At 61.2% G+C, this 24,619-nt stretch carries 22 protein-coding genes and 1 riboswitch; of the genes, 2 read left to right on the forward strand and 20 right to left on the reverse strand.

Annotation, left to right across the window (positions count from 1 at the left end):
- The first annotated feature begins 93 nt into the window (after positions 1 to 93).
- The gene (locus HS961_RS17980) at positions 94 to 777 is read left to right on the forward strand and encodes a YitT family protein (RefSeq protein ID WP_182324341.1); all 684 of its coding nucleotides are present in this window, start codon (positions 94 to 96) and stop codon (positions 775 to 777) included.
- Positions 778 to 1,050: 273 nt separating this feature from the next.
- Here the strand turns inward: HS961_RS17980 and HS961_RS17985 are convergent, their stop codons facing one another.
- Both HS961_RS17985 and thiC read right to left on the reverse strand, forming a co-directional pair.
- Entirely contained in the window at positions 1,051 to 1,722 is a 672-nt protein-coding gene (locus HS961_RS17985) for a nitroreductase (RefSeq protein WP_182324343.1), read from the reverse strand.
- Positions 1,723 to 1,864: 142 nt separating this feature from the next.
- Positions 1,865 to 3,799 carry a phosphomethylpyrimidine synthase ThiC gene (thiC, locus tag HS961_RS17990; RefSeq protein ID WP_182324345.1) on the reverse strand — a complete coding sequence of 645 codons (1,935 nt, stop codon included), beginning with the start codon at positions 3,797 to 3,799 and terminating at the stop codon, positions 1,865 to 1,867.
- 294 nt (positions 3,800 to 4,093) lie between these two features.
- A riboswitch (TPP riboswitch) is annotated at positions 4,094 to 4,227 on the reverse strand.
- 199 nt (positions 4,228 to 4,426) lie between these two features.
- Between thiC and HS961_RS17995 the strand changes: the two genes are divergently transcribed.
- Complete coding sequence (locus HS961_RS17995; protein ID WP_182328323.1) at positions 4,427 to 5,650, forward strand: ABC transporter substrate-binding protein; 1,224 nt, start codon at positions 4,427 to 4,429, stop codon at positions 5,648 to 5,650.
- A gap of 74 nt (positions 5,651 to 5,724) precedes the next feature.
- Here the strand turns inward: HS961_RS17995 and HS961_RS18000 are convergent, their stop codons facing one another.
- The 18 genes from HS961_RS18000 to HS961_RS18085 all read right to left on the reverse strand — a co-directional run bounded on the left by HS961_RS18000 (position 5,725) and on the right by HS961_RS18085 (position 24,605).
- A complete protein-coding gene (locus HS961_RS18000; RefSeq protein WP_182324347.1) occupies positions 5,725 to 6,708 on the reverse strand; it encodes a branched-chain amino acid ABC transporter permease in 984 nt (327 codons plus the stop codon).
- A gap of 9 nt (positions 6,709 to 6,717) precedes the next feature.
- Positions 6,718 to 7,602: a branched-chain amino acid ABC transporter permease gene (locus HS961_RS18005; RefSeq protein ID WP_182324348.1), complete on the reverse strand. Its 885-nt coding sequence runs from the start codon at positions 7,600 to 7,602 to the stop codon at positions 6,718 to 6,720.
- A 133-nt stretch (positions 7,603 to 7,735) separates the two neighbouring features.
- Entirely contained in the window at positions 7,736 to 8,932 is a 1,197-nt protein-coding gene (locus tag HS961_RS18010; protein WP_182324350.1) for an ABC transporter substrate-binding protein, read from the reverse strand.
- Between the two features lie 76 nt (positions 8,933 to 9,008).
- A complete protein-coding gene (locus tag HS961_RS18015) occupies positions 9,009 to 9,731 on the reverse strand; it encodes an ABC transporter ATP-binding protein (protein WP_182324352.1) in 723 nt (240 codons plus the stop codon).
- 1 nt (position 9,732) lies between these two features.
- The gene (locus HS961_RS18020; protein WP_182324354.1) at positions 9,733 to 10,503 is read right to left on the reverse strand and encodes an ABC transporter ATP-binding protein; all 771 of its coding nucleotides are present in this window, start codon (positions 10,501 to 10,503) and stop codon (positions 9,733 to 9,735) included.
- A gap of 329 nt (positions 10,504 to 10,832) precedes the next feature.
- Positions 10,833 to 11,339 carry a DUF1178 family protein gene (locus HS961_RS18025; protein ID WP_182324356.1) on the reverse strand — a complete coding sequence of 169 codons (507 nt, stop codon included), beginning with the start codon at positions 11,337 to 11,339 and terminating at the stop codon, positions 10,833 to 10,835.
- A 4-nt stretch (positions 11,340 to 11,343) separates the two neighbouring features.
- On the reverse strand, positions 11,344 to 11,670 hold the full coding sequence (locus HS961_RS18030) for a DUF2818 family protein (RefSeq protein ID WP_182324358.1): 327 nt from the start codon (positions 11,668 to 11,670) through the stop codon (positions 11,344 to 11,346).
- Between the two features lie 31 nt (positions 11,671 to 11,701).
- Positions 11,702 to 13,195, reverse strand: a complete 1,494-nt coding sequence (gene nuoN / locus HS961_RS18035) for an NADH-quinone oxidoreductase subunit NuoN (protein WP_182324360.1) — start codon at positions 13,193 to 13,195, stop codon at positions 11,702 to 11,704.
- A gap of 27 nt (positions 13,196 to 13,222) precedes the next feature.
- Entirely contained in the window at positions 13,223 to 14,692 is a 1,470-nt protein-coding gene (locus HS961_RS18040; RefSeq protein WP_182324361.1) for an NADH-quinone oxidoreductase subunit M, read from the reverse strand.
- A 12-nt stretch (positions 14,693 to 14,704) separates the two neighbouring features.
- Positions 14,705 to 16,744 carry an NADH-quinone oxidoreductase subunit L gene (gene nuoL / locus HS961_RS18045; RefSeq protein ID WP_182324362.1) on the reverse strand — a complete coding sequence of 680 codons (2,040 nt, stop codon included), beginning with the start codon at positions 16,742 to 16,744 and terminating at the stop codon, positions 14,705 to 14,707.
- A gap of 28 nt (positions 16,745 to 16,772) precedes the next feature.
- Positions 16,773 to 17,081: an NADH-quinone oxidoreductase subunit NuoK gene (gene nuoK, locus HS961_RS18050; RefSeq protein WP_133854614.1), complete on the reverse strand. Its 309-nt coding sequence runs from the start codon at positions 17,079 to 17,081 to the stop codon at positions 16,773 to 16,775.
- Positions 17,078 to 17,746, reverse strand: a complete 669-nt coding sequence (locus HS961_RS18055) for an NADH-quinone oxidoreductase subunit J (protein ID WP_182324363.1) — start codon at positions 17,744 to 17,746, stop codon at positions 17,078 to 17,080. Before HS961_RS18055 ends, nuoK begins: the two co-directional genes overlap by 4 nt.
- A gap of 35 nt (positions 17,747 to 17,781) precedes the next feature.
- Entirely contained in the window at positions 17,782 to 18,294 is a 513-nt protein-coding gene (gene nuoI, locus HS961_RS18060) for an NADH-quinone oxidoreductase subunit NuoI (protein WP_182324364.1), read from the reverse strand.
- Positions 18,295 to 18,309: 15 nt separating this feature from the next.
- A complete protein-coding gene (gene nuoH / locus HS961_RS18065) occupies positions 18,310 to 19,386 on the reverse strand; it encodes an NADH-quinone oxidoreductase subunit NuoH (RefSeq protein WP_182324365.1) in 1,077 nt (358 codons plus the stop codon).
- Positions 19,383 to 21,497: an NADH-quinone oxidoreductase subunit NuoG gene (nuoG, locus tag HS961_RS18070; protein ID WP_182324366.1), complete on the reverse strand. Its 2,115-nt coding sequence runs from the start codon at positions 21,495 to 21,497 to the stop codon at positions 19,383 to 19,385. Before nuoG ends, nuoH begins: the two co-directional genes overlap by 4 nt.
- 14 nt (positions 21,498 to 21,511) lie before the next feature.
- Entirely contained in the window at positions 21,512 to 22,867 is a 1,356-nt protein-coding gene (nuoF, locus tag HS961_RS18075; protein WP_182324368.1) for an NADH-quinone oxidoreductase subunit NuoF, read from the reverse strand.
- On the reverse strand, positions 22,864 to 23,355 hold the full coding sequence (gene nuoE / locus HS961_RS18080; RefSeq protein ID WP_182324370.1) for an NADH-quinone oxidoreductase subunit NuoE: 492 nt from the start codon (positions 23,353 to 23,355) through the stop codon (positions 22,864 to 22,866). The genes nuoF and nuoE overlap by 4 nt, the downstream gene beginning before the upstream one ends.
- Positions 23,352 to 24,605 (reverse strand): NADH-quinone oxidoreductase subunit D, encoded by a 1,254-nt coding sequence (locus tag HS961_RS18085; protein WP_182324372.1) that lies wholly within the window; start codon positions 24,603 to 24,605, stop codon positions 23,352 to 23,354. Before HS961_RS18085 ends, nuoE begins: the two co-directional genes overlap by 4 nt.
- Positions 24,606 to 24,619: the final 14 nt, after the last annotated feature.

The raw sequence follows: 24,619 nt of genomic DNA on the forward strand, positions 1-24,619 counted from the left end.
TTTCAGGGCTATCTTGCCCCGTTGCGCGGGTCTGAGCCAACGGGGTGCATGCACTGCGCCCAAGCTGGCAGGACTCTTGCTTGCCCTCCTCCCATGACCCGATACCGCCTCTCCGCCAGCGCTAGCTTTGCGCGCGTGACCCAACTTACCGCCAACAAATTCCGCTGGGCGCTCAAGTCCGGCTCCTCCGGCCATTCTTGGCTGGAAGATGGCATTGCAATGGCGGTCGGCATTTTGCTGATCTCTACCGCCTTGGTGCTGTACAAAAGCGCGGGGCTGCTGAGCGGCGGCATTGCAGGGATTGCGCTGCTGGGGCACTACGCCACGGGCACCGATCTGGGTCTGCTGTTTTTCTGCCTGAACCTGCCGTTTTACTGGCTGGCGGCAAAGCGCATGGGCACCGCCTTTGTGGTCAAGACCTTTATCAGCGTGGTGGCCACCTCCTGGCTCACCGAGCTGCTGCCCGGCCTGCTGGCCATCTCGTATGTGTCCCAGCCGCTGGCCGGCATCCTGGGCGGCGTGCTGCTGGGCACGGGCTTTTTGATTCTGTTCCGCCACCGGGTCAGCCTGGGCGGCTTTGGCATTTTGGTGCTCTACCTGCAGGAGCGCCATGGCTGGTCCGCCGGCAAGGTGCAGATGGGCCTGGACTGCATCATCGTCGCCTTCGCGCTGTGGCTGGTGCCGGCCGTGTCGGTCGCCTGGTCGATTGCCGGTGCGGTGATCCTGAACCTGATCGTGGCGATGAACCACCGCAAGGACCGCTATATCGCGGTCTGATGTCTCGGCCCAAGAGTCGCTAACACGGCCCAGCAAACCGAAGGTTTGCGGTTGAGACTAGGCGTCCCCGACTAGGCGCCCCCGACTAGGCGCCCCCGACTAGGCGCCCCCGACTAGGCGCCCCCGACTAGGCGTCCCCGACTAGGCGCCCCCGACTAGGCGCCCCCGACTAGGCGCCCCCGACTAGGCGCCAAGCCGCAGGCAGTACAAACGTACGACAAGGCTTGGTGCGGCCGGCCAGGTGACGACGTATCAAGGGTTGTGTTAGCGACTCTAGATTCCGTCGAACCCGCGCATCTGTGCCCAGTCCCCAAACGGCGCCCGCTCTGCCCGCAAGGTGTTGATGGGGGCGGCCAGGTCTTCATACCCCAGTGCAATGCCATAGGCCACCTTGTAAGGCTCGGGCGCCTTCAGCACCCGCTCCACGGTGTCGCCATAGCGGCGCCAGTAGCCCTGGGCACAGGTGGCCAGGCCGCGCTCGGTGGCCAGCAGCATGAGCGACTGCAGATAAATGCCCAGATCCACCCACTGCGCATAGCCCATGCGTTCATCGGCAAACACCAGCAACCCCACCGGGGCATCAAAAAAGCGGCCGTTCTTGGCCAGCTGCTCCAGCCGGGCAGCCTTGTCCTCCCGGGGGATCTCGATGGTCTTGTACAGGTCCTCGCCGTTTTTGAAGCGGCGCGTGCGATACGGCTCCCACAGGTTGGGCGGGTAGGTGTAGTTGTTGCCGCCTTCGGGCAACGGCTGCGCGCTGGCAATGGCATCGGTCAACTCTTGCAAGGCATCGCCTGCCAGCGCCACCACGCGCCAGGGCTGCAAATTGCCGCCGGACGCCGCCTGCGCCGCATCGGCAATCAGGCTGTGCACCTCCAGGGCAGGCGGGGCTTTGGGCAAAAAGGAGCGCACCGAGCGGCGCTCTTTCATGGCTTGCGTGACGTTCATGGCAAAGGGCTTTCTGGCGTTGAAAGGGGCGGGCACATGGCAGCCCGCAGTTTAGTGCAGCGCAGCAAATGCAGCTGACACCGAGGTGCCAAGGCCGCCACCGGTTGCTAGCCGCATGGCTGCGCCCTAGCCCCTTATGCCCTTAGCGTGCCGTGGTGTCGCTGGCGATGGGGATGTAGAAATCGCCGCCGGCCCGGTTGAACTCCGCCGCCTTGGCCTGCATACCCACCGCAATACCCTGCTCGGCGGCCACGCCCTGGTTCTTGGCAAACTCGCGCACTTCCTGGGTGATCTTCATCGAGCAGAACTTGGGCCCGCACATGGAGCAGAAATGCGCCACCTTGGCGCTGTCCTTGGGCAGGGTTTCGTCGTGGAAGGCGCGGGCCGTGTCCGGGTCCAGCCCCAGGTTGAACTGGTCTTCCCAGCGGAAGTCGAAGCGCGCCTGGCTCAGTGCATCGTCACGCGCGCGGGCACCAGGGTGGCCCTTGGCCACATCGGCCGCATGCGCAGCAATCTTGTAGGCGATGATGCCCTGCTTGACGTCATCGCGGTCGGGCAGGCCCAGGTGCTCCTTGGGGGTCACATAGCAGAGCATGGCGGTGCCAAACCAGCCAATCATCGCCGCGCCAATGGCGCTGGCGATATGGTCGTAGCCCGGCGCAATGTCGATGGTCAGCGGGCCCAGGGTGTAGAACGGCGCCTCATGGCAGTGCTTGAGCTGCTCGGTCATATTCGCCTGGATCATGTGCATGGGCACATGGCCCGGGCCTTCGATCATGGTCTGCACATCGTGCTTCCAGGCCAGCTGGGTCAGCTCGCCCAGGGTGGCCAGCTCGGCAAACTGAGCTTCGTCATTGGCGTCCGACGCGCAGCCCGGCCGCAGGCCATCGCCGAGCGAGAAGCTTACGTCGTACTGCTTCATGATGTCGCAGATATCTTCGAAATGCTCGTAGAGGAAGCTCTCGCGGTGGTGGGCCATGCACCACTTGGCCATGATGGAGCCGCCGCGCGAGACGATGCCGGTGCGGCGCTGCGCCGTCAGGTGGATATAAGCCAGGCGCACACCGGCGTGGATGGTGAAATAGTCCACGCCCTGCTCGGCCTGCTCCACCAAGGTGTCGCGGAATATCTCCCAGGTTAGATCCTCGGCAATGCCGCCCACCTTCTCCAGCGCCTGGTAGATCGGCACGGTGCCAATCGGCACTGGCGAGTTGCGCACAATCCAGTCGCGCGTGGTGTGGATGTTTTTGCCGGTAGAGAGGTCCATCACATTGTCGGCCCCCCAGCGGATGGCCCAGACCAGCTTCTCGACCTCTTCCTCAATGCTCGAGGTCACGGCCGAGTTGCCGATGTTGGCATTGATCTTGACCTTGAAGTTGCGGCCAATGGCCATCGGCTCGATCTCGGGGTGGTTGATATTGGCGGGGATGATGGCCCGGCCCCGCGCTACCTCGTCGCGCACAAACTCGGGCGTGATGATCTTGGGGATCGCCGCGCCCAGGCTGTTGCCGGCCAGGCGCGCCTCGCGCGCGGCATCGCGCTGGTACTCGGCCATCCATTCGCGGCGGCCGTTCTCGCGCAGGGCCACATACTCCATCTCGGGGGTGATGATGCCTTTGCGCGCATAGTGCATCTGGGTCACATTGGCACCGCTCTTGGCGCGACGCGGTTGGCGCTGCAGCGCAGCAGCCTCGGCACGCAGCTGGGCCACACGCCGGTCCTCATCGCCGCGCTTGCCGCCATCATCCAAGGCCACACGCTGGCGCCCCACATAGTATTGGCTGTCGCCCCGTGCGGCGATCCATTCGGCGCGCAAGGCTGGCAAGCCCTGGCGCACATCGATGGCCACGGCCGGGTCGGTGTAGGGGCCGGAGGTGTCATAGACGCTGACCAGCTCGCCGTTGGTCAGCGCAATATCGCGCACCGGCACCTGCAGCTGCGGGTGGAGCACGCCGCTCAGATAGGACTTGGTGGATGCCGGAAAGGGCTGGCGCGACTCGGCCAGCAGTTGGCTAAAGCGGGCAGCATCGGGTGCATCGCCTGCGGCGGGGATAAACAGGGACTCGGGTGCGTTCATGGCTGTCTCCTCAAAGCGGTTGATTTCATCGAACGCTCCGAGACCTGCCGGCCCTGCTCTGCTGGCTCAGGCCAAGCATTGCTGCATGGCCGCACCATCCCCCTTGTGCGCGCACCGGCCCTGCCGTGCTGTGCGCTGTGACCTCTGCCCCATGGGGGCGATGGCCGCACCTGTGGCGCACTGACAGGTGCCGTCCCCAAAAGACAAAACCCCAGTGCGCGAGGCGCCTGGGGTTTGCGTTGCCAACGGCTGCAGGCGCGTGCTGTGCAACGCTGCCTGCCCACCATGGGCTGTGCTTCAGGGTCCCGCTCTTCTTCCGCCGGCATGAACCGGATCAAGTTCGTCGGGTTCACCGCAGCAGCTGCCGATTCGCAAGAATCAACAGCCCTTTGGCATCTCAGCGCTTATGCACACCCCGGAGCTGCGTGGAGTATAGCGGGTTCAGGCGGTGCTGCGCCAGCCCCCGCCGCCGGCAGCGCAAACCCGCGCTGGTGCTTACCCCAGTAGGCGCGCGCGATGCAGCCTGCAACCATCGGGGCGCAGCAGCCCACGGGTGCGCCGCACCTGGCCCTCGCGCTGTCCGCATGTCTATTTGAACAAGGAGACCTTCCGATGAAAGTTCCTGCAATGCCCTCTTTGCGTTCTGCGCTGCCGCACCGGCGACGAGCGATCTCGGCCGCTGCCGCTGGTTGCGTGCTCGCCCTGTTCGCCCAGGGCGCACTGGCGCAAGACAAGGTCCGGATCGGCTTTATCACCGACATGTCCAGCGTCTATGCCGACGTGGATGGCAAAGGCGGCGCCCTGGCCTTGCAGATGGCGATTGACGACTTTGGCGGCAAACTGCTGGGCAAGCCAGTGGAGCTGATGGTGGCCGACCACCAGAACAAAGCGGACGTGGCGGCTTCCAAGGCCCGCGAGTGGTTTGACCAGCGTGATATGCAGATGCTGGTGGGCGGCACCACGTCCAGCACCGGCCTGGCGATGGCCAAGGTGGCCGAAGAGAAAAAGCGCCTCATCATCGTGAACGGCTCGGGCACATCGGCCCTCACCAACGACCAGTGCAGCCCCTACACCGTGCACTATGCCTATGACACCGTCGCGCTGGCCAAGGGCACTGGCGGCGCCATTGTGGGCCTGGGCGACAAGGACTGGTTCTTTCTGACCGCCGACTATGCCTTTGGCCATGCGCTGGAGGCCGACACCACCAAGGTGATCAAGGCCGCAGGCGGCCGCGTGATCGGGGCCGTGCGGCACCCGATCAATGCCTCGGATTTCTCGTCCTTCTTGCTGCAGGCCCAAAGCTCCAAGGCCCAGATTCTGGCCATGGCCAATGCGGGCGGTGACACCATCAACACCATCAAGGCTGCGCGGGAGTTTGGCGTTACCAAAACCATGAAGCTGGCCGGCATGCTGCTGTTCAGCTCGGACATCCACAGCCTGGGTCTCAAGCAGACCGAAGGCCTGATGTTCACCGACAGCTGGCATTGGGATTTGAACCCCGAGAGCCGCAAGTTCTCGGACCGCTTCTTCGAGAAATTCAAGAAGATGCCCACCTCCCTGCAGGCGGCCGATTACTCGGCGATGATGACCTACCTGAAGACGGCGGACCGGATCAAATCCACCGATTCGGACAAGGTGGTGGCCGCGCTGAAGGCCGAACCCCTGTCCGACTTTTATGCCAAGGGCGTCGTCCGCCCCGATGGCCGCTACGCCCATGACATGTACCTGATGCAGGTCAAGACACCGGCCGAGTCGAAAGGCGCCTGGGATTACTTCAAGGTGCTCAAGACGCTGGGCCCTGACGAGGTCTGGACCACCAAGGCCGAATCCAGCTGCAAGCTCTGGAAATAAGGCCCCCGCTCCTCCCCAAAAACAAAGGCTCGCGCAATGCGAGCCTTTGACTTGGGCGGGTCTGCGACCCTCCGCTATTTCTTCTTGCGGTCGATGAAGGCGATCAACTCGCCCATGATGCCGCGGCGGAATGCCAGCACACAGATCACAAAAATCAGGCCGGTCACGATCGTCACCGACTCACCCAAGGTGTTGAACCACTCGACGCCGGTCAAGCGCGACAGCCAGGTGCCGATATCGCCGATCTTGTTTTCCAGCGCGACGATCACCGCCGAGCCGACGATCGGGCCCGAGAGCAGGCCCAGGCCACCGACCAGGGTCATCAGAATGACCTGGCCAGATGCCGTCCAGTGCACATCCGTCAAGGTGGCAAAGCCCAGCACCACCGTCTTGAGCGAACCTGCCAGCCCGGCCAGTGCTGCCGAGATAACAAAGGCCAGCAGCTTGAAGCGGTCCACGTCATAGCCCAGCGAGATGGCACGCGGCTCGTTTTCCTTCAGGGCCTTGAGCACCTGGCCGAAAGGCGAATGCACCGTGCGCATGATCAGCAGGAAGGCCAGCACCACGATGGCCAGCGCCACGTAGTACATGGTCCAGTCGCTCTCCAGGCTCAGCACGCCGAACAGCTTGCCGCGCGGCACCGCTTGCAGGCCGTCCTCACCACCGGTAAAGGGCATTTGCAGACAGGCAAAGAACAGCATCTGCGCGAGCGCCAAGGTGATCATCGAGAAATAAATCCCCTGGCGGCGAATGGCCAGCCAGCCAAACACCACACCCAGCGCGGCACCAAAGGCCACCCCTAGCAAAATGCCCAGCTCCGGCGTCAAATGCCAGACCTTGATCGCATGGCCGGTGATGTAGGCCGCGCCCCCAAAGAAGGCCGCATGGCCGAAGGACAGCAGACCGGTATAGCCCAGCAGCAGGTTGAAGGCACAGGCAAACAGTGCAAAGCACATCAGCTTCATCACGAACACCGGGTAGGCACCCATGAATGGCGCAGCAATCATGCCGAGCAGCAGCAGCCCATACCCCAGTTTGGCAAATTTCTTGGAATTCATCCCCTCACCTCACTTCGCTTTGCCAAACAGGCCAGCCGGGCGCACCAGCAGCACGATGACCATGATCACGAACACGACCGTGGCCGAGGCTTCCGGGTAGAAAACCTTGGTCAAGCCTTCGATGATGCCCAGACCCAGACCGGTGACGATGGCACCCATGATGGAGCCCATGCCCCCAATCACCACCACGGCAAACACGGTGATGATCAGGTTCTGGCCCATCAGCGGCGTGACCTGGTAGACCGGCGCTGCCAGCACGCCGGCAAAGGCGGCCAGGCCGACTCCAAAGGCGTAGGTCAGCATGATCATCAGCGGCACGTTCACACCGAAAGCCTCGACCAGACGCGGGTTCTCGGTGCCGGCACGCAGGTAGGCACCCAGGCGGGTTTTCTCGATCACGAACCAGGTCGCAAAGCAGACGACCAGCGAGGCCACCACTACCCACATGCGGTAGTTGGGCAGCAGCATCACGCCAACATTCGTGGCGCCTTCGAGCAGCTCGGGCGTGTCATAGCCCAGGCCGGAGACGCCGTAGATCGAGCGGAACACGCCCTCGATCAGCAGCGACAGACCCAGGGTCAGCAGCAGGCCGTAGAGATGGTCGAGCTTGTAGATATGCCGCAGCAAGAAGCGCTCGATCAGCACCCCGATGATGCCCACCAGGATCGGCGACAGCAGCAGCATCACCCAGTAGTTGATCCCGAAATAGGACCCTGCCATCCAGGTGAACATGGCGCCTAGCATGAACAATGCGCCATGGGCGAAATTGATCACGTTGAGCAGGCCAAAAATCACGGCCAATCCCAGACTGAGAATGGCATAGAACGAGCCGTTGACCAGACCCAGCAAGAGCTGGCTCATCAAGGCCGGTAGTGAAATACCAAAGATTTCCATGAAGAGCTCACGAATCGGTGAATGAACACAACACGCTTGGCGTCAGGCTGCTGCTGCCATCGGCACCCGTTCCACCAGCGGTGGGCAGGGGCCTGGGCAGGCAACGATGGCGCAGCTTAGGCGTGCGCGGTGCTTACTTCCAGAGCGCGCACTTGGATTCGGCCTTGGTCGTCCAGACCTGGTCTGCAGGCAAGGTGGACAGGACCTTCAGGTAATCCCAGGGCTTCTTGGATTCGGCAGGCGACTTGGCTTCCACCAGGTACATGTCGTGGGCATAGCGGCCATCGGGGCGGATGACACCCTTGCCGTAGAAGTCGTTCAGCGGCGTGCTCTTGAGGTAGGCCATGACCTTGTCGGCATCGGTGGTCTTGACCGCCTCGACCGCCTTCAGGTAGTTCATCGTGGCCGAGTAGTCAGCGGCATGCAGATCGGTGGGCATGCGCTTGGTCTTGGCGAAGAACTTGTCGGCAAACTTGCGCGTCTCGTCGTTCAGATCCCAGTACCAGCTGGTGGTGTGCAGCAGGCCTTCGGTGTTCTTCAAGCCCATGCTGTGGATGTCGGACAGGAAGACCAGCAAGCCGGCGGTCTTCATGCTCTTGTTGATGCCGAACTCACGCGCGGCCTTGATGGCATTGATGGTGTCGCCACCGGCATTGGCCAGTCCCAGGATCTGGGCCTTGGAGCTTTGCGCCTGCAGCAGGAAGGACGAGAAATCGGAGGCATTGAGCGGGTGGCGCACGGAGCCCAGCACCTGGCCGCCCTTGGCCTTGATCACCGCCGTGGTGTCGGCTTCCAGCGAATGGCCAAATGCGTAGTCAGCCGTCAGGAAGAACCAGGACTTGCCGCCCCGGTCCACCACGGCGCCGCCGGTGCCCTTGGCCAGCGCCACGGTGTCGTAGGCGTAGTGCACGGTGTAGGGGCTGCATTGCTCATTGGTCAGCGCAGACGAGCCTGCACCGCTGTTGAAGTAGACGCGCTTTTTCTCTTGGGCCACCTTGGCAGCGGCCAGTGCCGTGCCAGAGTTGGTGCCACCAAACAGCATGGTCACGCCAGCGGTGTCGATCCATTCGCGTGCCTTGGAGGCAGCGATGTCGGCCTTGTTCTGGTGGTCGGCCGATACCATCTCGATCGGTTGGCCCAGCAGCTTGCCGCCAAAGTCATCGATCGCCATCTGGATGGCGACGGCGCCGTTCTTGCCTTCGACATCGGCGTAGAGGCTGGACATGTCCGTGATGAAGCCGATCTTCACCTTTTCTTGTGCCTGGGCAGCGCCTGCGGACAGAGCGGCCAAACATGCCACCTGGGCAAGGGCTTTGAGCTTTGCTTTCATCTTTGTCTCCTAAAAAATATCTGTTTTCAATACAAGGCAGCAGTCTTCGCTGCGCCAGGGTTGCAAAAGGTGGGGACTAGACCCCCAGCAAGGTGTTGAGCAAAGGCATCTTGCCTTCCAGCTCACCCGAGCTGAACTGCTCGACGATCTGGCCGTGTTCCATCACATAGAGGCGGTCGGCCAGCGGTGCGGCAAAGCGGAAGTTTTGCTCCACCATTACGATGGTGTAGCCCTTGGCACGCAGGCTCACGATCATGCGGGCCAGGGCCTGCACGATGACGGGAGCCAGGCCTTCGGAGATTTCATCGAGCAGCAGCAGCTTGGCGCCCGTGCGCAAGATGCGCGCCACGGCCAGCATCTGCTGCTCGCCCCCCGACAGGCGCGTGCCCGGGCTGTGGCGGCGTTCGGCCAGGTTGGGGAACATCTCGTAGATCTCTTCGACCGACATGCCGGCCGAGCCGGTTTTCAGGTCCGGCGGCAGCATCAGGTTTTCTTCGCAAGAGAGGCTGGCAAAAATGCCGCGCTCTTCCGGGCAGTAACCCAGGCCCAAATGCGCAATCTTGTGCGTGGGCATCTGGATGGTTTCCACGCCATGGATCTTGATCGAGCCCTTGCGCGAACCCGTCAGGCCCATGACGGCCCGCATCGTGGATGTGCGGCCCGCACCATTGCGGCCCAGCAGGGTCACCACTTCGCCGGGCATCACGCGCATGTTCACGCCATGCAGCACATGCGATTCGCCATACCAGGCATGCAGATCGCTGATCTCCAGTGCGGGCACTCCGTTGTTCTCGTTCATGTCAGTGCGCTCCCTGCAGCTGGCCGTCAGTCGTTCCCATATACGCTTCCATCACCTGCGGGTTTTGCGACACCGTTTGGTAGTCGCCCTCCGCCAGGATGGCACCGCGCTGCAGCACCGTAATGCGGTCGGCAATGGTGGAGATGACCTTCATGTTGTGCTCGACCATCAAGATGGTGCGGCCGGCCGATACCTTCTTGATCAGCTGGGTGACGCGCTCCACGTCTTCATGGCCCATGCCCTGGGTGGGCTCATCGAGCAGCATCAGCTCGGGCTCCATCGCCAAGGTGGTGGCAATCTCCAGCGCGCGCTTTTGGCCATAAGGCAGGTTCAAGGTGATCTCGTCGGCCAGATGGGCCAGGCCCACCTCTTCGAGCAAGGCCACCGCGCGGCCGTTGAGCTTGTCCAGGCTGCGCTCGCTGCTCCAGAAATGGAAGGAGGTGCCCAGCTTGCGCTGCAAGGCGATGCGCACGTTCTCCATCAGGCTCAGGTGCGGGAACACCGCCGAGATCTGGAACGAGCGGATCACCCCCCGGCGGGCAATCTGCGCCGGCTCCTCGCTGGTGATATCCGTTCCGTTGAAATGGATGATGCCCTTGGTGGGCGTCAAAAACTTGGTGAGCAGGTTGAAGCACGTCGTCTTGCCGGCACCGTTAGGGCCGATCAATGCATGGATCGAGCCCCGTTGCACCGACAGGTTGACATTGCTGACTGCTGTAAATCCCCGAAATTCTTTGGTGAGATCTCGGGTTTGAAGAATGACATCACTCATGGGCACGGCACCGCTTCGCTGGAAAAAAGTGCGGCGTCATTCCTGAATGGAAATATACGCCGCTTCGATGCTGCCAATACTAGGAAAGAATACTGCAATGCAACAGTGGGGAAAGCCTGTAGGTGAGGCTGCGTACGCGTTTACCCGCGCGCTTTATGCGCTCACTTTTTGATAGTCACCTGAGGGACAAGCGGTCGTCTTTTTGTCATCTGAATCAAGCATGGGCGACAATGCGCAGCCCTTGGTCTGGATGATCCATACGCGCTGTGCATCGTCGGTAAGGGCGCCTGCATCGGCAGGCGAACTGCTGCCAAGGTGACAGCGCAGGTTTATTGCAGGCGGTGTTTGCTGGCTTCCGGCAGCAACAAGGGCAGCACATCGATGCCCTCCTCGACCAAAGCCTGGTGCTCGTCTGCGGTGGCGGTGCCTCGTATCGGCCGGGCATCGACCTCGCCCTCGTGCATCTGCCGGGCCAGATCGGCAAAGCTGCTGCCCACATCTTCGGTATTGGCCACCACCTGGCGCGAGATCTCCAGCCAGGCCTGTTGCAGGCGCTGGGCATCGCTGAGCGGTGCATCGGGTGGAGGTAGCACGGCCCTGCTCGGGGGCGGTGCTGAGGCTGCTGACGGCGCAGCAGCTGCAGAAGGGAGAGTCTGGGGCAGGCTGTTGGACTTGCGCGCCAGATGCGGGGCGCTCAGGCCTTTGACGATGTCGTGCGAGTTGCACAGCGGGCAGCTGAGCCAGCCCTGGCTCTTTTGCTGCTCGAATGCGGCCTCTGACGCGAACCAGCCTTCAAAGAAATGCCCCAGCGGGCAGCGCAGGTTGAAGACCTTCATGGGCTCAGCCCGGGGTACGCACCTTGCGTAGCAGGTACTGGTAAGCAAAACCGGGGAAGGCGAAGGTCAGGAACAAGGTGCCGGTGACGGCATAGAACTCCCAGCCCTGGCTGCTGCGCTGGCCACCCCGGCCTTCCAGCAGCATCGCAAAGCTGCCGATCAGAAAATACAGCGCTACCAGCTCGACCAGGCGAATCCACAAAGCCTTGCCGTCATCGCTGCCCTGCCCGCACACCGGCCCTGCGGCCAGAATGCGGTGGTTCAGAAACGGCAGATTGGCCGCAACAAAGCCCGCCACGATCACCAGCCAAATGGATGCAGTGATAGACATGCGGGCTTTGCAGGGCTAAAGGTGCGGGGGCTTAGCTGGCGAGCGCGCGCAGCACGGCGTCCGAGCACAGCTTCATCAGACCGCCGGGCATGATGCCGAGGATCAGCACCAGCGCGCCATTGACGACCAGCACGGCACGCACGTCCAGCGGTGCATGCACCTTGGCAGCGGTGATCGGCTTGTCAAAGTACATGACCTTGACCACGCGCAGGTAGTAGAAGGCGCCGATCAGGGACATGATCACCGCAAACACCGCCAGCGCAATGTAGAGGCCACTGCCCGATGCCACCAGCGCCTGCAGCACAGCCAGCTTCGAGTAGAAGCCCACCAGCGGAGGAATACCAGCCATCGAGAACAGGCAGACGGCCATCACGCCAGCGTACAGCGGGCTGCGCTGATTCAGGCCGGCAAAGTCGGCGATCTCTTCGCTCTCAAAGCCTTCGCGGGCCAGCAGCAGGATCACACCGAAGGTGGCCAAGGTGGTCAGCACATAGCTCACGACGTAGAACATCGATGCGCTGTAGGCATTGCCAGCGGTGGCGGCCTCGACATTGCCGTTGACCACGCCGGACATCAGGCCCAGCAGCACAAAGCCCATTTGCGAGATGGTCGAGTAGGCCAGCATGCGCTTGATATTGGTCTGGGCGATAGCGGCCAAGTTACCAATCAGCAGCGACAGGATGGCGAGCACGCCCAGCATCTGTTGCCAGTCAAAGGCCAGCGGCAGCAGTCCATCGACCAGCAGGCGGATCACGATGGCAAAAGCTGCCAGCTTGGGCGCGCCGCCCACGATCATGGTGATAGCCGTTGGTGCGCCTTGGTAAACGTCAGGCACCCACATGTGGAAAGGCACCACACCCAGCTTGAACGCCAGGCCAGCGACCACAAACACCAGACCGAACACCAGCACCTGGTGGCGGATCAGGCCGGAGTTCACCGCCTTGAACACTTCACCAATATCGAGCGAACCGGTGGCGCCGTAGATCATCGACAGGCCGTACAGCAGGAAACCCGAAGCCAGAGCACCCAGCACGAAGTACTTCATGCCGGCTTCCACCGCAGCGTTGTTGTCACGGCGCAGGCAAACCAGCGCGTAGCTCGACAGGGTCAGCAGTTCCAGGCCCAGGTAGATGATCAGGAAGTTGTTGCCCGAGATCATCACGTTCATGCCCAGCAAAGCCAGCAAGGACAGGATGAAGTATTCGCCGCCGTTGAGCATGCCACGGTCACGCGAGTAACCACGACCGTAGACCAGGGTCACCGCCATCGCGATGGCCGCAGCGCACTTGAGCCAGTTGCCCATGGCGTCGGAGACGACCATGTTGCCAAAGGCGTAGAAGGTGTTGCCGTTGGCAGCGTAGATACCGGTGATCACCGCCACGACCCCGAGGGTCAGCAGCGATAGCACGTAGGTGAGCGTGCGGCCCGGGCTCTTGACGCCCAGGTCCACGAGGGTGATGACGCAGGCCATCACCAACAGCACGATTTCAGGATAGATAGCCAGCCAGCTGATGTTATCAATCATCTCAAGTCTCTCAATTCTGTCTGACCATCACAGCTTGGACACGGCGACATGCTTGAGCAGGTCGGCTACCGAGGCACCCATCACATCAGTGAATGGCGCGGGGTAGATACCCATGATCAGCACGGCAGCGGCCAAGATGCCCAGGATAAGGAATTCGCGGCAACCGATGTCCTTGAGCTCGCGCACATGGTCATTGGCGATGGGGCCGAAGTACACGCGCTTGTACATCCACAGCGTGTAGGCAGCGCCCAGAATCAAAGCCGTAGCCGACAGCACACCAATCCAGAAGTTGAACTTGGTGGCGCCCAGGATCACCATCCACTCGCCGATGAAACCGGCGGTGCCTGGCAGGCCGCAGTTGGCCATCGCGAACAGCAGCGAGAAAGCGGCGAACTTGGGCATGGTGTTGACCACACCGCCGTAGGCAGCGATGTCACGCGAATGCACGCGGTCGTACAGCACGCCGATACACAGGAACATCGCGCCCGACACAAAGCCGTGGGCAATCATCTGCACCAGGCCACCCATGACACCGATGTCATTGAAGATGAAGAAGCCCAGGGTCACAAAGCCCATGTGTGCGACGGACGAATAAGCCACGAGCTTTTTCATGTCCTTTTGCACAATCGCCACCAGGCCGACATAGATCACGGCGATCAGCGACAAGGTGATGATCAGCCAGGCCCATTCATGTGCCGCATCGGGGGCGATAGGCATCGAGAAGCGCAGGAAACCATAGGCGCCCAGCTTCAGCATGATCGCGGCCAGCACGGCAGAACCACCGGTAGGCGCTTCCACGTGAACGTCGGGCAGCCAGGTGTGGAACGGAAACATCGGCACCTTCACCGCAAAAGCCGCGAAGAAGGCAAAGAAGATCAAGGTCTGCTCGGTCATCGACAGCTGCAGCTGGTGCCAGGCCAGGATCTCGAAGCTACCTGCCTTGGTGTAGAGGTACAACAGCGCGATCAAGGTCAGCAGCGAACCCATCAGGGTGTACAGGAAGAACTTGAAAGCCGCGTAGATGCGGTTCGGTCCGCCCCAGATACCGATGATCAGGTACATCGGGATCAGGGTCGCTTCAAAGAACACGTAGAACAGCAGGCCATCGAGTGCGGAGAACACACCGATCATCAGACCCGAGAGGATCAGGAACGCGCCCATGTACTGGTTCACGCGTTCGGTGATCGACTCCCAGGAGGCCAGCACCACGATCACCGTGATGAAGGCGGTCAGCGGCACAAACCAGAAGGAGATGCCATCCACGCCCAGGTAGTAGTTGATACCAAAGCGTGGAATCCAGGAGGCCTTCTCGACGAACTGCATCGCCGAGGTGCCCAGCTGGAAGCCGGTGTACAAGGGCAGCGTCACCAGCAGCCCGATCAGCGCACCGACCAGTGCGATCCAGCGCACCATCTTGGCATGCTCTTGCTTGCCAAGGGCCAGCAAGGCAGCGCCAAAGACGATGGGCGTCCAAATTGCAAGACTCAACAATCCCATTTTTCTTCTTCCTTACTTGTTGAGCAGCACGAAGTACGTCATGGCCAGGAAGATACCCAGAATCATGACCAATGCGTAGTGGTACACATAACCCGTCTGCAGCCAGCGCACCAGAGCGGAGATGCGGCCAACCACCTTCCAGGAACCGTTGACGATCAGGCCATCGATCAGACCCTGGTCGCCCACCTTCCAGAACACACCGCCCAGCACGCGCGAGCCGCGGGCGAAGATGTTTTCGTAGACCCAGTCCACACCGTACTTGCCTTCCAGCACCTGGTATAGACCAATCTTTTCGCTGATGCGCTTGATGGCGGCAGGAATCTGGGGCATGACCATGTAGAACACATAGGAGGTCACCACACCAGCCAGCGCCAACCAGAACGGCGCAGCGGTGAAGCCGTGCAGTGCCATCGGAATCCAGCCGTGGATCTTCTCGGCCAGCTCGGCCATTGCGCCGTGCTTGCTGCCATCCACATAGATGACGCCCTTGAAGAAATCACCGAACAGCATCGGCATCAGCGCAATCGCACCGATCACCACCGAAGGGATCGCCAGCAGCACCAGCGGCAGGGTCACCACCCAAGGCGACTCATGCGGCTTGGCATCGTGGCCATGGCCGTGGTGGTCGTCATGACCATGGTGGTCATCGTGGTGGGCATCGGGGTTCTGGTCGTAGCGCTCTTTACCGTGGAACACGATGAAGTACAGGCGGAACGAGTAGAACGCGGTGATGAACACACCGGCCAGCACCGCAAAGTTGGCAAAGCCGGCGGCAGGCAGGTTCGAGGCGTGTACCGCTTCGATGATCGCGTCCTTCGAGTAGAAGCCCGAGAAGAACGGCGTACCGATCAGTGCCAGGTTACCCAGCAGGAAGGTGATCCAGGTGATGGGCATGTACTTGCGCACGCCACCCATCCAGCGGATGTCCTGGTTGTGGTGCATGCCCATGATGACCGAGCCGGCTCCGAGGAACAGCAGCGCCTTGAAGAACGCGTGGGTCATCAGGTGGAACACGGACACCGAGTAGGCCGACACGCCCAGCGCAATGGTCATGTAACCCAGCTGCGACAAGGTGGAGTACGCGATCACGCGCTTGATGTCGTTCTGGATGATGCCCAGGATACCCATGAACAGCGCGGTGATCGAGCCAATCACGAGGATGAAGTTCAGCGCGGTATCGGACAGCTCATACAGCGGCGACATGCGCGAGACCATGAAGATACCGGCGGTCACCATGGTGGCCGCGTGGATCAGTGCCGAGATGGGGGTAGGACCTTCCATCGAATCGGGCAGCCAGGCATGCAGCGGGAACTGGGCGGACTTGCCCATCGCACCGATGAACAGGCAGATGCAGATCACCGTCATCAGCGACCAGGTCGAGCCTGGCAAGGTCATGCCGTTCAGCTCCTGGCTCTTGGCGAAGATCTCGGTGTAGTTCAGGGTGCCGGTGTAGGCCGCAATCAGGCCAATGCCCAGGATGAAGCCGAAGTCACCGACACGGTTGACCACAAAGGCCTTCATGTTGGCGAAGATCGCGGTTTCCTTCTTGAAGTAGAAACCGATCAACAGGTACGACACCAGGCCCACCGCTTCCCAGCCGAAGAACAGCTGCAGCAGGTTATTGCTCATCACCAGCATCAGCATGGAGAAGGTGAACAGCGAGATGTACGAGAAGAAGCGGTCGTAGCCTTCGTCTTCTTCCATGTAGCCCATCGTGTAGATGTGCACCATCAGCGACACGAAGGTCACCACGCACATCATCATTGCGGTGATGGAGTCGATCAGGAAACCGATCTCCATCTTCAGCGACCCGACGGTCATCCAGGTGTAGAGCGTCTGGTTGAAGGTCGCGCCTTCAAACACCACGCTCTGGAAAGTCATCGCAGAGATGACGAAGGCAATGAACACACCCAGGATGGTGAGCGTGCGGCTGCCAACGCGGCCGATGCGGTTACCGCCCAAGGCGGTGCCGAAAATGCCTGCCAGCAAAGATCCTGCCAGGGGCGCCAAAGGCACCGCCAACAGTGTTGAAGCAGAAAGGGTTTGACTCATTCTTCTTAACCTTGCAAGTATGGGTGCCTCAACCCTTCAGGGAGTTGAGATCTTCCGCATCAATGGTGGATTTGTTACGGAACAGCAACACCAAGATTGCCAACCCAATTGCCGACTCCGCCGCCGCAACGGTCAGGATGAAGAACACGAAAATCTGGCCGTGCATGTCTCCCAGGTAGTGGGAGAAGGCCACAAAGTTCGTGTTCACCGCCAGCAGCATCAACTCGATGGCCATCAGCAGCACGATCAGGTTGCGGCGGTTCATGAAGATACCGACCACGGACAGCGCGAACAGCATCGCGCCCAACGTCAGAAAATGACCCAGTGTGAGCGTCATACCTTCTTCTCCTCGGCATCAGCAGCAGGCGGCACCAGCGGTGCAGGCGGCTTGCTGGCCTCGACTTTGACCAATTGCAGACGATCTGCAGCACGCACGCGCACTTGCAGCGAGGCATCGATGGCCTTGGAATCCTTGCGCTGGCGCAGGGTCAGGGCAATCGCGGCAATCATCGCCACCAGCAAGATGACCGCAGCCACTTGCACAGGGAACAGATACTCGGTGTAGAGCATGGTGCCCAGCGCCTTGACGTTGCTGTAAGGCACAACATTGCCAGCCGCATCCATCACCGCAGGAATGGCCTTGGGCGCATCAATGGCGCTGAAGCCACCGATCAACACCACACCCATTTCAAAGGCGACGATGGCAAAAATCACCGCTGCGAGCGGGAAATTCTTCCAGAAGTTCTTGCGCAGCTGGTCGATGCGGATATCCAGCATCATCACCACGAACAAGAACAGCACCATGACAGCGCCCAGGTAGACCATCACCAGCACGATGGCCAGGAACTCCGCCTTGAGCAGCAACCAGATACCGGCTGCCTGAGAGAACGCCAACATCAGGTGCAGCACAGCGTGCACCGGATTTGGGGAAGTAACCACTCGGAATGCCGCATACAGCAGCACTACCGAGAACAGATAGAAAAAACCAGTTGTGACATCCATGTGGGGCTCTTTTCGATCAGTCTCCAAGTGCCGCGTTAGCGGTACTTTGCGTCCGCAGCCTTGGCTGCAGCAATTTCAGGTTCGTAACGGTCGCCCACGGCCAGCAGCATTTCCTTGGTGAAGTACAGGTCGCCGCGCTTCTCGCCGTGGTATTCCAGAATCTGGGTTTCCACAATGGAGTCAACGGGGCAGCTTTCTTCACAGAAGCCACAGAAAATGCACTTGGTCAGGTCGATGTCGTAGCGGGTGGTGCGGCGCGAGCCGTCATCACGCACATCCGACTCGATCGTGATCGCCATAGCAGGGCAAACGGCTTCGCAGAGCTTGCAGGCGATGCAACGCTCTTCGCCGTTTTCATAACGGCGCAGCGCGTGCAGGCCACGGAAGCGCGGAGACAGAGGCGTCTTCTCTTCCGGGAACTGGACCGTGATCTTGCGCGCAAAGGTGTAGCGGCCGGTCAGGGCCATGCCCTTCAACAACTCCCAGAGCATGAAGCTCTTGAAGAAATCCTTCACCGAGAAAGAGCGGGGAGAAACTGCAGTAGTCATGTTGTATTTCTCCGCTTATTTCCAGATGTTCCATGGCGACAGCAACCAGCCGCCGACAAAGACCAGGAACACCAAGGTCACGGGGATGAAGATCTTCCAGCCCAGACGCATGATCTGGTCATAGCGGAAACGTGGGAAGGTAGCGCGAATCCAGATGAACATCGACACGACCAGGAAGGTCTTGGCGGCCAGCCAGATCCAGCCCGGGATGAAGGACAGGAAATCGAACGGTGGCAACCAGCCGCCCAGGAACATGATCACGGCCAGGATCGAGACCAGCCACATGCTCGCGTACTCCGCCAGGAAGAACACGGCAAAGCCCATGCCCGAATATTCCACCATGTGACCGGCCACGATTTCCGCTTCGCCTTCAACGACGTCGAAGGGGTGGCGGTTGGTCTCGGCCACGGCCGAGATCAGGTAGACGATGAACATCGGGAACAGCGGCAGCCAGTTCCAGGACAGGATGCTGGCACCGGACGATGCCATCATGCCCCGGCCCTGGGCCAGCACGATCTCGGTCAGGTTCATGCTGCCGGTGACCATGATGACCACCAGGAAACAGAAGCCCATCGCGATTTCATAGCTCACCATCTGGGCCGATGCGCGCAGCGCACCGAGGAAGGCGTACTTGGAGTTCGATGCCCAGCCGGCGATGATCACGCCATAGACTTCGATCGAGGTAATCGCCATCACCAGCAGCAGGCCCACGTTGACGTTGGCCAGGGCCACATCGGGGCCGAAGGGGATGACCACCCAGGCGGCCAGCGCAGGCATGATCGCCATGATCGGGCCCAGGCGGTAGAGGCCGGAGCTGGCAGCCGTTGGCGTGATGATTTCCTTGGTCATCAGCTTGAGGCCGTCGGCCAGAGGCTGGAGCAGACCAAAAGGACCGACCCGGTTAGGGCCGTAACGCACCTGCATGAAGCCCAGGAGCTTGCGCTCCCACAGCGTCAGGTAGGCGACGGCGCCCATCAGCGGCAAAACGATGCACAGAATCTTGATCAGGTTCCAGAGCACAGGCCAGACCAGGGTCGCCCACCAGCCCGCTGCGATCAGGGTCAGACCGCCGTTGTAGATTGCGTCGATCATGCTGCCACCACCTCCGAGGATTGGCGGGCATCCGCCGTCATTTGCAACGCAGGCGCGCGGCGCACGATGCCATCGAGTTGGTAGATGCTGGCAACCACCGGATCTTGACCCGCAGGCGCCGATACCGCCATGTTGGTCTTGGTGCTGTTGGACAGCAGGTCCGCAGGCACCTGGCCTTGCGAGCCGGTGGCCACGGCCAGCACGTCTTGCGAGGAGTCAAAGTCCATGCCTGCAGCGTCCAGCAGATTGCCCAGCACGCGCAGCACCTTCCAACCGGGACGGGTATCGCCCAGCGGCTTGACCACGGCGTGGAAGCTCTGCACACGACCTTCGGCATTCACAAACGAGCCCGAGGTCTCGGTGAACGGCGCGATCGGCAGCATGACATCGGCGATGTCCATGTTCGCCTTGAAGGGGCTCAGGCTGACCACCATCTCGCAACCTTGCAGCGACTGGCTGCCAGCAGCCGTGTCGAATGCAGGTTCGCAGTTGAGCAAGATTGCTGCCTTGATGCCGCCGGCGAGCATCTCGCCCGCATGCATGCCATGGGCCTGGGGCACAGCACCCACCCATTGTGCGCCCACGGTGTTGGCCGCTTCGGTGAGGAAGCCGACCGTTGCACCGGTTTGTGCGCCAATCCAGTTGGCAATCGACAGCAAGGTGCTGGCTTGTGCATGGTGCGCCACCGCATTGCCCAGCAAGATCGCCTTTTGCTCGCCGTTTTGCAGCGCGCGGGCGATCTCGATGGCCTCAGGCGTCACCGTACCGGCATTGTTAGGCGCTTCCACACCCTTGGACTGGGCGAGGGCCGCTGCCACGGAGGACAGCGCATAGGCCCACTGCGCAGCAGGTGCGATCACCTGGTGTGCCAGCGGAATGGCCAGATCAAAAGCCTGGGACTGGAGGGCGGTCACCACCGCGCCCTTGCGGGCAGCTTGGCGGATACGCTGGGCAAACAGCGGATGCTCCTTGCGCACATTCGAGCCCACGATCAAGACCGTGTTCAGGTCCGACAGCGAAGCGACCGAGCGGCCCAGCCAGCGCACACCGTCCGCCTTGGCGAAATCGGCATTGCGCAGGCGGTAGTCCACGTTCTGGCTGCCCAACGAGCGCAGCAGTTCACCGGACAGGAACAGCTCTTCGAGCGTGCTGTGCGGGCTGACCAGCGCACCCAGGGCGCTGGCGCCATGATCGCGCTGCACGCTCTTGATGCCATTGGCCACGTATTCCAGCGCAGCTTGCCAGCTCACTTCGAGCCATTGACCGCCCTGCTTGATCATCGGCGCGGTCAGGCGCTCTTCACCGTTCAGCGCTTCGTAGGAGAAGCGGTCACGGTCGGCAATCCAGCATTCGTTGACGGCGTCGTTCTCGAAAGGCACAACGCGCATCACCTTGTTGTTCTTGACCTGGACGATCAAGTTGGCACCGGTGGAATCGTGTGGCGAGACCGACTTGCGGCGCGACAGCTCCCAGGTACGGGCGCTGAAGCGGAAAGGCTTGCTCGTGAGCGCGCCCACGGGGCAGATGTCGATCATGTTGCCCGACAGCTCGGAGTCCACCGTATCGCCCACGACTGTGGTGATCTCGGCGTGCTCGCCGCGGTTGACCATGCCCAGCTCCATGATGCCCGAGACTTCTTGCCCGAAGCGCACGCAGCGGGTGCAGTGGATGCAACGGCTCATCTCTTCCATGGAGATCAGCGGGCCCACGTTCTTGTGGAACACCACACGCTTTTCTTCGTCGTAGCGCGAGCTGCTGGCACCGTAGCCGACTGCCAAGTCTTGCAACTGGCATTCACCGCCCTGGTCGCAGATGGGGCAATCCAGTGGGTGATTGATGAGCAGGAATTCCATCACCGACTTCTGGGCCTTGATCGCCTTGTCCGAGGTGGTGCGCACGATCATGCCTTGCGTCACCGGCGTGGCGCAGGCCGGCATGGCCTTGGGCGCCTTCTCGACGTCCACCAGGCACATGCGGCAGTTCGCCGCGATCGACAGTTTCTTGTGGTAGCAGAAGTGAGGAATGTACTTGCCCGCCGCATCGGCCGCATGCATGACCATGCTGCCTTCCGCGACCTCGACCTTCAGGCCGTCTATTTCAATTTCAACCATATGCTCACTCGCGATCAGGAAGAAGCAGCGGTCTGCTTTTCAGCAGCGTTGATCTTTGCTTCGAATTCATGGCGGAAATGCTTGATCATGGCGCGTACCGGCATCGCAGCTGCATCGCCCAATGCGCAAATCGTGCGCCCCATGATGTTGCCGGCTACCGAGTCCAGCTTCTCCAGATCCTCGGGGCGGCCGTGGCCGTGCTGGATGCGGTCGACCATGCGCCACAGCCAGCCCGTGCCTTCACGGCAAGGGGTGCACTGTCCGCAGGATTCGTGCTGGTAGAAGTAGGACAGGCGCAGCAGGCTCTCGACCATGTCGCGCGAGTCGTCCATCACGATGACGGCACCCGAGCCCAGCATCGAGCCGGCCTTGGAGATGGAGTCATAGTCCATCGTGCAGGCCATCATGATGTCGGCAGGCAGTACGGGGGCCGACGATCCGCCAGGGATCACGGCCTTGAGCTTGCGACCGGTGCGCACACCGCCCGCCAGCTCCAGCAAGGTGGAGAACGGCGTACCCATCGGCACTTCGTAGTTGCCGGGCTTGTTCACGTCACCGCTGACCGAGTAAATCTTGGTGCCGCCGTTGTTGGGCTTGCCGCATTCCAGGTAGGCCTGGCCACCGTTGCGGATGATCCAGGGAACGGCCGCAAAGGTTTCGGTGTTGTTGATCGTCGTGGGCTTGCCATACAGACCAAAGCTGGCCGGGAATGGTGGCTTGAAACGGGGCTGGCCCTTCTTGCCTTCGAGCGATTCGAGCAAGGCGGTTTCTTCGCCGCAGATGTAGGCGCCAAAACCATGGTGGGCATGCAGCTCGAAGCTGAAATTGCTGCCCATGATGTTGTCACCCAGGAAGCCGGCGGCACGCGCCTCTTCCAGTGCAGCTTCAAAGCGTTCGTAGACCTGGAAGATCTCGCCGTGGATGTAGTTGTAACCCAGCGAGATACCCATCGCATACGCAGCAATCGCCATGCCTTCGATGACGATGTGCGGGTTGAACATCAGGATGTCGCGGTCCTTGCAGGTACCGGGCTCGCCCTCGTCCGAATTGCACACCAGGTGCTTCTGGCCGGGGAAGTTGCGGGGCATGAAGCTCCACTTCAGACCGGTGGGGAAGCCTGCACCGCCGCGGCCACGCAGGCCGGACTCTTTCATCGTGGCAATGACCTGGTCCTGGGTCAGACCCTCGCCACCATCCTTGCCCAGCAGCTTGCGCAGGGCCTGGTAGCCGCCGCGTGCTTCGTAGTCCTTGATCGACCAGTTCGTGCCATCCAGACCTGCATAGATCTGGGGTTCGATGTGGCGGTCGTGGAAGCAGGTTTCCACGCCGGTGGCCTGGAACTGCGTCAAAATTTGAGCGGCTGTCGTCACTGGGTGTCCTCCGCTGCGCGCAAGCCGGTCATGAGCTGATCGAGCTTTTCGTTGTCCATGAAACTGCACATGTGGCGGTCATTGACCAGCAGCACCGGTGCATCGGCGCAAGCGCCCAGGCATTCGGACTGCTCGATGGTGAACACGCCATCGGCGGTGGTATCACCCATCTTGATGCCCAGCTTGTCTTCCAGGTGCTTGAGCGCCTCGCGGCCACGGCGCAGCTGGCAAGGCAGGTTGGTGCACACGCTCAACTTGTACTTGCCCACCGGGTGCTGGTTGTACATGTTGTAGAAGGTGGTCACTTCATGCACGGCGATCTCGGGCATCTCCAGGTACTCGGCGATCACCGCCTCGCTCTCCTGGCTGACCCAGCCTTGCTCCTGCTGCACGATAGACAGGCAAGCCATGACGGCCGACTGCTTCTGCTCTGCCGGATACTTGGCAACTTCGCGGGCAAAGCGTGCTTTTGTTGCTTCGGTAATCATCGGTCAACGTCTCCAAACACGATGTCCAAGGTGCTCAGCACCATCACGGCATCGGCCAGCATGTGGCCACGGCTCATTTCATCGAGCGCCGAGAGATGCACAAATCCTGGTGGACGAATCTTCAGGCGGTAAGGCTTGTTGGCACCATCGCTGATCAGGTAGATGCCGAATTCGCCCTTGGGGTGTTCCACCGATGCATAAGCCTCGCCCTCAGGCACTTTGAAGCCTTCGGTGAACAGCTTGAAGTGGTGGATCAGCTCTTCCATGTTGGACTTCATGGCTTCGCGATCGGGAGGTGCCACCTTGTGGTTGTCGGTGATGACCGGACCGGGGTTGGCACGCAACCAGTCCACGCACTGCTTGATGATGCGGTTGGACTCGCGCATCTCGGCGATGCGCACCAAGTAGCGGTCATAGCAGTCGCCGGTCTTGCCCACAGGGATGTCGAAATCCATGCGGTCATAGACTTCATAAGGCTGCGACTTGCGCATGTCCCAGGCCAGGCCCGAGCCACGCAGCATCGGGCCGGTCAGGCCCAGGTTCATCGCGCGGTCGATATCGACCACGCCGATGCCCACATTGCGCTGCTTCCAGATGCGGTTGTCGGTCAGCAGGGTTTCGTATTCGTCCACGCACTTGGGGAAACGTGCGGTGAAGTCATCGATGAAGTCGATGAGCGAACCTTGGCGGTTGCGGTTCATCTGCTCGATGGCCTTGGCATTGCGCACCTTGCTGGCCTTGTACTGCGGCATGCTCTCGGGCAGATCGCGGTACACGCCACCTGGACGGAAGTAGGCTGCGTGCATGCGCGCGCCGGAGACGGCTTCGTACATGTCCATCAGGTCTTCACGTTCACGGAAGCTGTAGATCAGGATGGTGGAGCTGCCGCCGTCATTGCCCGAAGAGCCCAGCCACATCAGGTGGTTCATGACGCGGGTGATTTCGGAGAACATCACGCGGATGTATTGCGCGCGGATCGGCACTTCCAGGCCCAGCAGCTTTTCAATAGCCAAGCAGTAGGCGTGCTCGTTGCTCATCATCGAGCAGTAATCCAGCCGGTCCATATAGGGCAGCGACTGGATGAAGGTCTTGCTCTCCGCCAGCTTCTCGGTGGCGCGGTGCAGCAGACCGATATGCGGGTCTGCACGTTGCACCACTTCACCATCGAGCTCCAGCACCAAACGCAGCACGCCGTGTGCTGCAGGATGCTGGGGACCGAAGTTGAGTGTGTAGTTTTTGATTTCAGCCATGGTTCTTCATCGTG

This window comes from Comamonas piscis (genome assembly GCF_014109725.1).
Lineage (GTDB): Bacteria > Pseudomonadota > Gammaproteobacteria > Burkholderiales > Burkholderiaceae_C > Comamonas > Comamonas piscis.